The 12,035-nt window shown below is 46.5% G+C and carries 17 protein-coding genes and 1 other annotated feature; of the genes, 8 read left to right on the forward strand and 9 right to left on the reverse strand.

The genetic code is table 11. The features are described 5' to 3' along the window. Positions 1 to 2 precede the first annotated feature (2 nt). The 8 genes from CIB36_RS08300 to CIB36_RS08335 are packed head-to-tail and all read left to right on the forward strand — an operon-like array spanning position 3 to position 7,062. Entirely contained in the window at positions 3 to 1,214 is a 1,212-nt protein-coding gene (locus tag CIB36_RS08300) for a DHHW family protein (protein WP_093989113.1), read from the forward strand. Positions 1,215 to 1,231: 17 nt separating this feature from the next. Beyond that, entirely contained in the window at positions 1,232 to 2,299 is a 1,068-nt protein-coding gene (locus tag CIB36_RS08305) for a DUF3048 domain-containing protein (protein ID WP_093989114.1), read from the forward strand. Further along, positions 2,280 to 3,320, forward strand: coding sequence for an FAD:protein FMN transferase (locus CIB36_RS08310; protein ID WP_093989115.1), 1,041 nt, complete (start codon positions 2,280 to 2,282; stop codon positions 3,318 to 3,320). The genes CIB36_RS08305 and CIB36_RS08310 overlap by 20 nt, the downstream gene beginning before the upstream one ends. After that, complete coding sequence (locus CIB36_RS08315) at positions 3,317 to 3,703, forward strand: NusG domain II-containing protein (protein WP_093989116.1); 387 nt, start codon at positions 3,317 to 3,319, stop codon at positions 3,701 to 3,703. Before CIB36_RS08310 ends, CIB36_RS08315 begins: the two co-directional genes overlap by 4 nt. 13 nt (positions 3,704 to 3,716) lie before the next feature. Continuing rightward, entirely contained in the window at positions 3,717 to 4,238 is a 522-nt protein-coding gene (locus CIB36_RS08320; protein ID WP_093989117.1) for a Gx transporter family protein, read from the forward strand. An 18-nt stretch (positions 4,239 to 4,256) separates the two neighbouring features. Further along, positions 4,257 to 5,333 (forward strand): 6-phosphofructokinase, encoded by a 1,077-nt coding sequence (locus tag CIB36_RS08325; protein ID WP_093989118.1) that lies wholly within the window; start codon positions 4,257 to 4,259, stop codon positions 5,331 to 5,333. 22 nt (positions 5,334 to 5,355) lie between these two features. After that, on the forward strand, positions 5,356 to 6,312 hold the full coding sequence (locus tag CIB36_RS08330) for a carbohydrate kinase family protein (protein ID WP_093989119.1): 957 nt from the start codon (positions 5,356 to 5,358) through the stop codon (positions 6,310 to 6,312). 15 nt (positions 6,313 to 6,327) lie between these two features. Beyond that, on the forward strand, positions 6,328 to 7,062 hold the full coding sequence (locus tag CIB36_RS08335; RefSeq protein ID WP_093989120.1) for a ThuA domain-containing protein: 735 nt from the start codon (positions 6,328 to 6,330) through the stop codon (positions 7,060 to 7,062). Between the two features lie 49 nt (positions 7,063 to 7,111). On the opposite strand, the gene CIB36_RS08340 is transcribed toward CIB36_RS08335, so the two are convergent. The 9 genes from CIB36_RS08340 to rpmG all read right to left on the reverse strand — a co-directional run bounded on the left by CIB36_RS08340 (position 7,112) and on the right by rpmG (position 11,750). Then, the gene (locus CIB36_RS08340; protein WP_093989121.1) at positions 7,112 to 7,528 is read right to left on the reverse strand and encodes a DUF4234 domain-containing protein; all 417 of its coding nucleotides are present in this window, start codon (positions 7,526 to 7,528) and stop codon (positions 7,112 to 7,114) included. A gap of 16 nt (positions 7,529 to 7,544) precedes the next feature. Beyond that, positions 7,545 to 7,961: a DUF2752 domain-containing protein gene (locus CIB36_RS08345; protein ID WP_158662638.1), complete on the reverse strand. Its 417-nt coding sequence runs from the start codon at positions 7,959 to 7,961 to the stop codon at positions 7,545 to 7,547. A 300-nt stretch (positions 7,962 to 8,261) separates the two neighbouring features. Continuing rightward, on the reverse strand, positions 8,262 to 8,636 hold the full coding sequence (rplL, locus tag CIB36_RS08350; RefSeq protein WP_093989123.1) for a 50S ribosomal protein L7/L12: 375 nt from the start codon (positions 8,634 to 8,636) through the stop codon (positions 8,262 to 8,264). 53 nt (positions 8,637 to 8,689) lie between these two features. Next, positions 8,690 to 9,190 carry a 50S ribosomal protein L10 gene (gene rplJ / locus CIB36_RS08355; RefSeq protein ID WP_093989124.1) on the reverse strand — a complete coding sequence of 167 codons (501 nt, stop codon included), beginning with the start codon at positions 9,188 to 9,190 and terminating at the stop codon, positions 8,690 to 8,692. Positions 9,191 to 9,265: 75 nt separating this feature from the next. Further along, positions 9,266 to 9,441: a sequence feature (ribosomal protein L10 leader region), on the reverse strand. A 38-nt stretch (positions 9,442 to 9,479) separates the two neighbouring features. Beyond that, positions 9,480 to 10,175 (reverse strand): 50S ribosomal protein L1, encoded by a 696-nt coding sequence (rplA, locus tag CIB36_RS08360; RefSeq protein ID WP_093989125.1) that lies wholly within the window; start codon positions 10,173 to 10,175, stop codon positions 9,480 to 9,482. Positions 10,176 to 10,230: 55 nt separating this feature from the next. Then, on the reverse strand, positions 10,231 to 10,656 hold the full coding sequence (rplK, locus tag CIB36_RS08365; protein ID WP_077532707.1) for a 50S ribosomal protein L11: 426 nt from the start codon (positions 10,654 to 10,656) through the stop codon (positions 10,231 to 10,233). Positions 10,657 to 10,759: 103 nt separating this feature from the next. Continuing rightward, positions 10,760 to 11,278: a transcription termination/antitermination protein NusG gene (gene nusG, locus CIB36_RS08370; protein WP_093989126.1), complete on the reverse strand. Its 519-nt coding sequence runs from the start codon at positions 11,276 to 11,278 to the stop codon at positions 10,760 to 10,762. Positions 11,279 to 11,342: 64 nt separating this feature from the next. After that, a complete protein-coding gene (gene secE / locus CIB36_RS08375; RefSeq protein WP_093989127.1) occupies positions 11,343 to 11,582 on the reverse strand; it encodes a preprotein translocase subunit SecE in 240 nt (79 codons plus the stop codon). Between the two features lie 18 nt (positions 11,583 to 11,600). Then, complete coding sequence (rpmG, locus tag CIB36_RS08380; protein ID WP_093989128.1) at positions 11,601 to 11,750, reverse strand: 50S ribosomal protein L33; 150 nt, start codon at positions 11,748 to 11,750, stop codon at positions 11,601 to 11,603. Between the last annotated feature and the right edge of the window lie 285 nt (positions 11,751 to 12,035).

The following is a 12,035-nucleotide window of genomic DNA, read 5'->3' on the forward strand; positions in this document are numbered from 1 at the left end:
CTATGAACAAAAAGATGATCTCCCCGGTCATGGGATGTGTTTTAAGCTTGACGCTGGGCGTGCTAGCGCTTGTATGGCCGCAGAAGCCCTCGGCAGAACCGCAGGCCTCTGTCCCTGCCTCCAGCGCCCTGGAACTACACAAAAATAAAATTTCCAGATGGAACCAAACACTACAGAACAGGCTCCCCGGAAGCCAGTTTTTTATACAGGCAAACAATCACCTTTCTTTGTTGATCTCCGGCCCCAAAATAGATCAGGTTTTTTGCTTAAAAGACCGCTTGGTCGAAAACATTGGAGCCGCGAACCCTATTACCGCACGCCGGAATACCGAAGCGGTCAACCAATTTGTATCAAGATACGGGGAAGACATTCCGATCTATTTTTCTTTGGTCCCCTCTGCACAGGAAGTGTACCGGGAACAAATGCCAGACGCACCTAATGTTCTGGACCAAACCTCGTTTATCACCAACATTTACGGGGACAGCAAGCAAAACACGTCGCTTTCAAGTAATAACTCAGCTTATAGCAAAACTGCCGCCTCGGATTATGGAGCTTTACAGGATGTCAGTGCAATCGACGTCCACACAGCGCTTTTGGCAAATCAAAAACAGGATCTATATTACCACACCGATTCCAATTGGACGTCGCTTGGCGCATATACAGCCTATGGCAGCCTAGTCACCAGTATGGGACTATCGGCTATCTCCAGCGATTCTTTTAATATTGAGCATGTCCAGTATGACTATTTGGGAAACCTTTATCAAAAAACCCTGGTCCGAAAAGGCTCACCCGACCGAATCGACCTATACACCTATGCCCCGAACACTGTAATAGACCGTGTGATCCGCTATGAAGGAACAAAAAGCCAGACCTCCAGTTCCATGTACTATTACGAGACGCTGAATACCCCCAACGCAATGGATGTATTTTTGGGACAAGATTGCGGCGTTACCAAAATTCACACTACCATTGATACCGGTCAGGATCTGCTTTTGTTTGGCGATGAATACGCAAAACCTTTGCTTCAGTTTTTGTCTTTGCATTACCGGTCTATTACCTTTGTCAACCTAAGTAAATACACAGATGATCAAGCCAGCCTGATAAAGCCTGCTGACTATGATACGATCTTGTTTTTATACCAAGTAAAAAATTATATCTCCGACATCAGCGTAGCGGCTAGGCTGCCCAATATCGGAGAAACAGAAAATTCCTGAAAGGAGCACTCCCCCTTATGAAACAATCAATGAAACGTATCTTTACCTTTGCTTTGGCTTCCGCCATGGCTTTGACCATGGGAAGCTGTGGAAAGCAGGTCGCAGAGGAAACCAGTTCCCTCCCCCCTGTTTCCTCAGAGCCTGCCGAAGTGCAGCCGCAAGGAAACCAAAACCCGCTGACCGGCCTTTACGATCTGGATGAAACAATGGTGGGGAAACGCCCTGTCAGCTTTATGATCAATAACCATCACCGTTCCTGGCCGCAACGCGGGATCTCACAGGCGGATATTATTTATGAATTACCGGTAGAAGGCGGCCTTACCCGGCTCATGGCGATCTATGCCGATTACAGCAAAACAAAAGACTTTGGCTCTAACCGCTCCGTACGGCATGATTTCGTTGAGCTGTCCCTTCCCTTCCATACCATCTTTATTCATTGGGGCGGGAGCACTTTTGGATACGATTCCCTGAAAAAATATGGTGTGGACGATATTGACGGCATGATCTACGCAAACAAGTACTTTTATACCGACCGTTCCCTGCATAAGGATATTGAACACACCCGCTTCATGACCCAGGAAAACCTGCAGGATGCATTAACGGGCACTAAAATCGGGTTGACTGGGGATACCCCCACCGCTTACCAGTTTGCACAGGAAGAGGATTCTGTTTCCTTCACAGACTCTGCTAAAAAGGCTTATGTAAAGGTTTCTTCTGCTGTAAAAACTACTTTTAACTATGATGAAACAAATAAGGATTACACCAAAGTAGAATTTGACGACGATGTAATTGACGGAAACACCAAGGAAAAGGTGCATATCAAAAACGTATTCATCCTGTATGATAACATCCCGCTGATGTCCGACGGGCTGCATGTCGACCTCTCCCTCAGCAGCGGCGGTGGCTGGTATTTGACCAACGGGACGCGGACTGCGATCACATGGTCAAAGGGCGACGCCAAAAATCCGCTGACGTTCCAAACAGAATCGGGCGAAGCATTAACAGTAAACCCCGGCAACAGCTGGGTGCTGTTTGTACCGGACAATATGAAGGAGAAAACCACCTTTGACGACGCTCAGGCTTAAACGGGGCTTTCTTCTGGCGGTATTTTGCGCGTTTCCGCTTTTGGCCTTTTCCTCTTGCAAGGATACACAGCCGGTACGATCTGCCTTTACCGCCATGGATACGGCCATTACTGCAAAATTTTACGGAGCGGAGGCAAAGCAGGCCGCCGAGCACTTTCAAACACAAATCGAGGACTTAGACGGCCTTTGGTCAAAAACCGACCCGCAAAGCGATATTGCACGGTTAAATCTTTATGGAACGTTGCCTACCGGGCAACTGGATCTACGCACCATCGCTTTATTAGAAAAATCCTCCCAGCTAAGCCGGGAAACAAAAAATGCCTTCGACCCCGCATTAGGACGACTGGTTTCCTTATGGGGGATCGGCACCGAAAAGCAGCAGGTTCCCGGAGAAGGCGAACGGCAGGCCGTACTGGAACGATGCGGGAATGAAAACCTTATGATCACAGAAGACACCGTTTCTTTAAAAAATGAAATTCAGCTCGATTTGGGCGGGATCGCAAAAGGCGCCGCTACCGATGAGGCGGTAAAAGCGCTGGAACAGTTTTCTTTGGATGGCTATCTGTTATCCTTGGGCGGAAATGTTTACGTGCATGGAGAAAAGCCGGATCAAAGCGAATGGCGGGTCGGGATCAGCGACCCGGATGGGAAAGCAGATTATCTGGGGTATCTGGCGGTTTCCGACTGCGCTGTTGTCACTTCGGGGGACTATGAACGTTTTTTTATTCAGGAGGGCGTACGCTACCACCATATTTTGGACCGCACTACCGGAGCGCCTTCTCAAAGCGGGCTGCGCTCTGTCACCGTAGTTTGCAAAGACGCTGCCAAGGCGGATGCTTACTCCACGGCCCTGTTTGTAATGGGCGCCGAAAAAGGAATGTCTTTCTGTGAAAAAGAGGATACTTTAGATGCTGTTTTTGTAACAGACGATCATCAAATCTTCCTAACTGACGGGCTGAAAGAGTGCTTTTCCCTGACAGAATCAGAACGGTATCAGGTCATGTCGGAGGGACCAGCATGAGATACAAAAAAATTCCATTAAAAAAAGGAGATCTACTTATTTTTGGGATGATCCTCCTTTTGATCGCGGCAACCTGTATTTTTTTGTTTTCCCAAAAGGCGGAGGGGCAAAAGTATTGTATCATTTCACAGGAACATGATATAATAAAAGAAGTTCCACTGTTCAAGGGAAAGAAACAAACTATCACCGTTTCCGGCCAGTATCAGAATATCATCGAGATCGACGGCGAAAGGGTACGGGTTTTGGAGTCAAGCTGTCCCAACCAGTTCTGTGTCCACACAGGGTGGATCACAGACGGCTATCAAACGATTGCCTGCCTCCCCAACAGCCTCTTGATCCGGATCGTCTCCGGCGAGGATACCAAGGTCGATATTATTTCTTAGCAGGGGGTAAGATATGGCAAAACGTGCGGCAACTGCCGGTCTTTTGACCGCTTTAGCGCTGGCTTTGGGATATTTGGAGCATTTGCTCCCTCTCCAGCTGCTGGTTCCCTTACCCGGGATCAAGCTGGGGCTTTCCAATATCGTGACTTTGTTTGCCTTGATTGCATTGGGAAAGCGCTACGCGTTCAGTATCCTGCTGGCGCGCTGCCTGTTGCAGGGAATGCTGTTCGGCTCTGTTCCCTCTCTTGCATTCAGCCTAAGCGGTGGGATTTTGGCTATGCTTGTGATGAGTCTGTTAAAACAGGGATACCCCAGTTTTTTTTCCGTCATCGGGATCAGCGCAGCAGGCGCTACATGCCACCAGATCGGACAGATCATCTGTGCCGGTATCTTTTTTCAAAGCAGTGCTGTACTTGCCTATCTGCCGATTTTATTGGCGGCCGGGGGCATCAGCGGGTGTTGTACCGGGCTGGTCGGGCAGCTATTTCTGGCGCGTTCGGCCCATATGGGGTTGGGAAACGATACGGCCGTGTAAAATAAAGGAGGAATATCCATGGCAAAACGAATTGGTATCTTAACCAGCGGGGGGGACTGCCCCGGACTGAACGCGGTGATCCGCGGCGTTGCAAAAGCGGCGTATGAATTGATGGATGATGTGGAGATCATCGGTATTCAGGACGGTTACCGCGGGCTGATACACGGGGAATACCGCGTTATGAAACAGTCCGATTTTTCTGGGATCCTGACATTGGGTGGAACGATTTTAGGCACCTCTCGTCAGCCGTTTAAACAAATGCGGGTGATCGGGGAAGATAATATTGATAAAGTTAAAAATATGAAAGAAAACTACCAAAAGATGAAGCTGGACTGTCTTTTGATCCTGGGCGGGAATGGTACCCACAAAACGGCGGCTTTACTGGCCGAAGAGGGATTAAATGTTATCGGACTGCCAAAGACGATCGATAACGATCTATACGGTACTGACGTTACCTTTGGGTTCCATTCCGCATTGAACATCGCCACCGAAGCGCTGGACCTGCTTCACACTACAGCGGCCAGCCACGGCCGTGTCATGGTAGTGGAGCTGATGGGAAACAAGACGGGCTGGTTGACTCTCCATGCGGGGATCGCGGGTGGTGCGGATATTATCCTGCTTCCAGAGCTCCCCTATGATCCCAAAAAAGTTGCGGCGGCTGTAAAGCGCCGTGCGGAAAGCGGTAAAGCATTTTCGATCATTGCAGTTGCAGAAGGCGCTATGACAATGGACGAAGCAAAGCTAAAACGCAAAGAACGCCTGCGTCAGCGCACAGAACAGGGCTTCCATACGGTTTCTGAGCAGATTGCTGCTTATGTGGAAAGCCATACTGGATGCGAAACCAGGGTAGTGGTTCCCGGACATTTACAACGTGGAGGCGCGCCTTCTGCGTATGACCGGGTATTGTCCACACGGTTTGGTGCTTATGCCGCAAGGCTGATCCAAGCAAAGAAATTTGGTGTTACCGTTGCCTTGAAAGGAAACGTAGTCACTGAAAATAAACTCTCTGACATTGCCGGAAAAGCGAAGCTGGTGCCAAAGGATGACCAAATGGTACAGGTTGCAAAGGATATGGGCATTTCGTTTGGAGATTAACACACAAAAAGGAGGAGTAACAATGTTTGACGTTGTTGCAATGGGGGAACTTTTAATTGATTTCACCCCATACGGACAAAGTGAGCAAGGAAATGAGGTGCTGGAAGCAAATCCAGGCGGGGCGCCCTGCAATGTACTGGCAATGCTCAACCGCTTAGGCAGAAAGGTGGCCTTTCTGGGAAAAGTGGGATATGACAGCTTTGGCACACTTCTGCGCAAAACGATTACAGATATTGGGATCGATAGCACAGGTCTGGTGACAGATCCCAAAGTACATACTACTCTGGCATTCGTCCATTTAGACGAGCACGGCGACCGTAATTTTTCGTTCTGCCGCAATCCCGGCGCGGATATGATGCTGAATAAGGAGGAACTGAACCTAAATATTTTAAAGAATGCGAAGATCTTTCACTTTGGCACCCTTTCTATGACATCAGAACTGATTCGGGAAACTACCAAAGCAGCGATCGCCATCGCCAAGGAGCACGGCGCCGTTATCTCCTTTGACCCGAACCTGCGTCCGCCGCTATGGGACTGTCTGGACACCGCTAAAGAGATGATCTGGTACGGGATCAGCCAATGCAATATTTTGAAAATCTCCGAGGATGAACTGCAATTTATTACCGGCATCGAAGATTTGGACTTAGCCGCTAAAAAGGTGCAGGAAGAAAACCCCAACGTAAAAGTGATGTTCGTGACTTTGGGCAAGGACGGCAGTTCCTTCTATTATCAAGGGCAGAAGGGTTTCCGCGAAACGTTCCGGGAGGTAAAAACGATCGACACCACCGGCGCAGGAGACACTTTCTGCGGCTGTATGCTGCACTATCTGCTGGACAAAGATCTGGAACAGTTGACTTATGACGGGCTGATGGAGGCTATCGCCTTTGGAAATGCCGCTTCCAGCTTGGTGACCACCAAAAAGGGCGCGATCAAATCCATGCCTTCTGAAGAAGAAGTACACGCCCTGATCAACGCTTAAACAGGAGGGAATAAAATGATTCGAGTAACAATATGGAACGAAAATTTTGATGAAAGAAATGGAAAAAAGGAAGTACTGGCAGTGCATCCAAACGGGATCCATAACACTTTAAAAGAGATCGTGGAAGAGCTTCCGGAGGTGGAGGTCCGCACCGCTACTTTAGACCAGCCAGACTGCGGGCTTTCCGACGAAATCCTAGACCAGACCGACGTATTGGTTTGGTGGTCGCACCAATGCCACGACGAGGTGCCCGATGAACTGGTGAAAAAAATTCAGGAGCGCATCCTAAAAGGGATGGGATTTTTACCATTGCATTCCTCCCATTACTGTAAGCCTTTAAAAGCCCTGCTTGGCACCACCTGTGACCTTGCATGGCGGGATGACTGTTATGAACGCCTGTTCTGTGTCAAGCCCGGTCATCCTATCGCAGAGGGGATCCCAGACTCCTTTGAAGTTGGGATCGATGAAATGTATTCTGAGCCTTTTGATATTGCCGATCCTGATGAATTGATCTTTGTAGGCTGGTTCGATTCCGGAAATGTTTTCCGCTCCGGCTGTACCTGGACACGGGGGTACGGAAAGATCTTTTATTTCCAGCCCGGCCATGAAACCAACTCTTCCTACAAAAACCCTTATGTGCGCAAGATCATCCAAAATGCCGTAACATGGCTTTATAACCCAAAACGCCGTGAAAAGCTTGGTTCTCCTCACATTGACCCGACCCCAGAACAGCAGCGTCAGAAAAATTAAATAAAAAGAGCTGATACAATTTGTATCAGCTCTTTTTTTACAGGTTTTCTTACATAGCCGGAGAAGTCGGTGGAACATTATGAGACATATGGGAATTAAACGCAAACGCAAGATTGTTAAAGTTTTTGATAAACAAATACATAGCGACCCAAATCCCTAAACCACATACAACGAAGCCAAGCAGGTACCACAGCAAATAAGTGGTGCCGTTTTCTTCTACAGGGATCGCATTCACAGTACCCATGGTCTGCATACGGTTCCCCATCTGGTAATACCACCAAATATCATAAATACCGCAGGTGACAATGCTCAAAATAACTGCCAACGTTGGGTCAACAGTTTTTCCATCATTCCCAGCCATTGTGTTGATGTCTTTTGTCATCTGGTACAGGTAAAAATAATGGTAAATCCCACAGGTGACGATGGTCAGCAATAGTACCATCCAAAATTCTCGTCTTTGAATCATGTTTCATTCTCTCCCTTTATGATGATTTGGTGAACAGTTCCAGAATATATTGATACAGATGATAGGCCGGTGCCTCATAATTATAATCCATAGGGGGGGTATCCGGGAACAGGAGCACCATCCGTACAATATACACAGAAAGGTATACCAATAGTACAATGATCCAAAACCACCGGTTAGCCTTTGCAGAACGAAAAACCATGCCATCTTTCCACAATGCTAAAACAATTAAAATCCCCGTCAGCCAGAATAAAGGATGATAATAAAAAGCGTCAACCACGTGCCCTTGCAGGAAAGCCAAAAACGCCCTAGTGACCCCGCAGCCCATGCACGGAAACCCAGTCAATGTCCGAAAAATACAGCCTATATCCAAAACAAATACCAAAAAGGCCGTTCCAATCAGAACACCGAAAAGTTTTGCAATCTTTTTCATGGATCCACCAATCATTCATTTTCTTATTTCAATCATATCGAAAATACTTGTCAAAGTCAATATTTTATCGTATTTTATCGGGAAAATTTAAGAAAATCTACGACTTATAATATTGTTTTTTACCGATCGGACCCGGCGAATCTACCTTGGTAAAATTTTTTCGCCGGCTATTTTCAACAAAAGCCTCATTCTTTCCCGATACGCGCCGGCCGCGGCGCCTTTTAAAAACAGCCAACCCCTCTTTATCATAAAAAAAGCCAAAAGGCATTTACCTTTTGGCTTTTTTGACAGTAAACAAAATTACTTCAGTTCAACTTCAGCGCCAGCTTCAGTCAATTTTGTCTTCATTTCTTCAGCAGCATCTTTGGAAACGCCTTCTTTGACTGGTTTCGGAGCGTTGTCAACCAATTCTTTTGCTTCTTTCAGGCCCAGGCCAGTAATTTCTCTAACAGCTTTGATAACTGCGATTTTGTTTGCGCCAGCAGAAGCCAGAACAACGTCAAATTCAGATTTTTCTTCAGCAGCCGGAGCAGCACCGCCTGCAACAGCGCCAGCCATCATTACCGGAGCAGCAGCGGAAACGCCGAATTCTTCTTCGATTGCTTTTACGAGTTCATTCAACTCTAATACAGATAATGCTTTAATATCTTCAATAAATTTTGCGATATCAGCCATGATATAAATCCTCCTAAATAATTTAATTTGTCATGTTTATCCACAGATACGGATTATGCTTCTTCTTTTTCAGCGATTGCATTAAGCGCAACAGCCAAACCACGGATCGGAGCAACCAAAACACTGACCAGCTGACCAACCAGCTGTTCTTTGGAAGGAAGTTTTCCCAGTGCGACAACTTTGTCTGCGTCCATTACTTCGCCGTCCATGTAACCAATTTTAATGGTAACTTTGTCTTTCAGCTTATCGGCATATTTTCCGATGATCTTTGCAGCAGCGATCGGATCTTCAGCGTGGGTCGCCAAAGCGGTCGTACCTTCCAAAACATCACATAAGCCATCCAAACCAGCTTCTTTTGCCGCGAATTTCAGCATGGTGTTTTTCACAACTGCATACTGTACGCCAGCTTCTCTCAGTTCTTTTCTGAACTCAGTATCTTCTGCAACGGTAATCCCTTTATAATCAATGATCACACCAGCGCAGGAATTTTTCAGCTGTTCTGCAAGCTCAGCAACATACTGCTGCTTCTGACTTAAGATTTTTTCACTTGGCAAATCGTTTCACCTCCATAACAAACTACTGCATTTTTCCACCAGTCAAAAACCGGCTGGAATCGGGCGATCGATTTTTTATGAAATAAAAAATCCTTCCGCTTCTACATGAGAAGGGAAGGACTGATCTACATATAATAAGGCATGGCCCTATTCAAATGATCCGCCTTTTATTCCTCCTCGACAGGCTGCGCTGCGTAGCACAATTATACAAAATCTGCACCTGTGGTCTATAGAAAAATAACAGCTTTAATTATTATACGGGAAATTGACTATCTTGTCAAGACCCAAATTAGACACCATATTTACCAGTATTGATTTTCACACCAGGACCCATAGTAGAAGTCACAACGCAGGATTTCAGATACTGGCCTTTTGCTGCCGCCGGTTTTGCCTTTACGATAGCACCCATCAGTGCTTCCAGGTTTTCTTCCAGTTTATCAGAGCCGAAAGAAGCTTTTCCGATCGGGCAGTGGATAATATTAGTTTTGTCCAGACGGTATTCGATCTTACCAGCCTTTGCTTCGGTAACTGCTTTTGCCACATCCAGGGTAACAGTACCAGCTTTTGGAGAAGGCATTAAGCCGCGCGGACCCAACACTTTACCCAAACGGCCAACAACACCCATCATATCCGGGGTTGCGATTACAACGTCAAATTCCATCCAGCCTTCGCTCTGGATCTTCTGAACATATTCGTCAGACCCAGCATAATCGGCGCCAGCTTCCAATGCCTTATCCACATTGTCGCCTTTGCAGATTGCGAGAACTCTTACATTTTTACCGGTCCCGTTCGGCAGAACAACCGCGCCGCGGACCTGCTGATCAGCGTGACGAGAGTCAACGCCCAAGCGAACGTGCAATTCGATCGTTTCGTCAAATTTCGCTTTTGCCGCGCCAACTGTCAAATCCAACGCTTCTTTTACGTCATACAGTTTTGCGCGTTCGATCGTTTTCGCACTGTCAGTATACTTTTTACCGTGTTTCATTCACATTTCCTCCCTAAAAGTGGTATATAGCGGATTTTTCCTCCCACCAGGGTAATTAATCGACTACTTCGATACCCATGGAACGAGCTGTACCAGCGATCATGCTCATCGCAGTTTCGATGTTAGCAGCGTTTAAGTCAGGCATCTTGGTTTCCGCGATTTTCTGTACCTGCTCCCTGGTAATTTTTGCTACCTTTGTTTTGTTCGGAACACCCGAACCGCTTTCGATGCCGCAGGCCTTTTTAATCAAAACAGCTGCCGGCGGAGTTTTGGTAACAAACGTAAAGGAGCGGTCTGCGTAAACTGTGATTACTACCGGAATGATCAATCCAATATCGTTTTTCGTGCGCTCATTAAATTCCTTTGTAAATGCCATAATGTTGACACCGTGCTGACCTAATGCAGGACCAACCGGTGGTGCCGGAGTAGCTTTGCCGGCAGGAATCTGAAGCTTGATGTAGCCTGCTACTTTCTGAGCCATAATTTGCACCTCCAAAAATTCGTGGTAAATGGCGGAACAGTGTTTTCAGATTTCTGTTCCTCCCACAAGCGTTTTATTCTATCACTCCATAAAATGAAAACGCCTACACCTTTTTGACCTGGTTCAGTTCCAGATCGACAGGGGTTTCCCGCCCGAACATTGATACTGTCACCGCAACGCGGTTGTTTTCAATGTCGATTTCATTGATAATGCCGCCAAAGCCTTCCAAAGGACCGGCCACCACGTTGACGCTGTCGCCAACCTCGTAGTCTACTTCGACCTGAACGGTTTCCACACCCAGCGCCTTTACCTCTGCTTCCGTAAGCGGGACAGGCTTGGTAGAGGTACCGACAAAACCGGTCACCCCTCTAATATTCCGTACAACATACCAAGAATCATCGGTCAGGATCATTTTCACGAGCACATAACCCGGAAAAATCTTGCGTTCAATATCACGCGTTTTGTTGTCTTTTACTTCCACAACTTTTTCAGTAGGAACTTTGACCTCATAAATCAAATCCTGCAGACTGCGGTTTTCGACAACTTTTTCTATGTTTTGCGCCACTTTATTCTCATATCCGGAATAGGTGTGCACAACATACCATTTTGCAGTTTCTGACATCGTATCAGTCCCTCCAGTTTCAACTTGTTTCGGTAAATTCGTTTGCTTGTCCGGTTTGGAACGGTTAAGAACCAAATACCAAATGGACGATCAGCCCCAGAATTCCATCGACGATCCAAAGGAAAACTGCGGCAACTGCCATAAAGCCCAAAACGACCAACGTATGGTTTTTCACCTGTTTTTTGTTGGGCCAAACGACTTTCTTCACTTCGCTCTTAAGGTCTTTGAAGAAGCGGGAAAAACGGCCGAAACCTTTTTTTTCTTTTTTCGGCTTTGCTTTGACAGCGGCTGCGTCTTTTGCCATTTTCCAACCACCTTCCTACTACTTGGTTTCCCGGTGAGCAGTGTGTTTCCTGCAGAATCGGCAATACTTGTTCATTTCGAGCCTGTCAGGATCGTTTTTCTTGTTTTTTGTTGTGTTGTAATTACGCTGTTTGCATTCTGTGCAAGCTAATGTAACTTTAACCCTCATTTCGGCACCTCCTGCTAAATCGGATTTTTTTTGCCTCCCTCAAGGACTGTTTTTGATTTCCGGTTTATTTTTGCGCACTTTATGTCGATCACCGCAGTGTGAATTTTTAAAAATGCGCACAAAAAAATAAACCTTCTTTGAGGTAATATTTATCATAGCACAACCCACAAGGGTTTGTCAACCGAATATGCCGTTTAAAACCGCTTTTTTTCCTGCTTTTGTACATCTGTACAATCCATCTATCTTTCCTGACCGGGATATATGAGATTTTGTATAACTTCTTCT

Origin of the sequence: Massiliimalia timonensis (assembly GCF_900186585.1) — a bacterium.
Classification (GTDB): Bacteria; Bacillota; Clostridia; order Oscillospirales; family Ruminococcaceae; genus Massiliimalia; species Massiliimalia timonensis.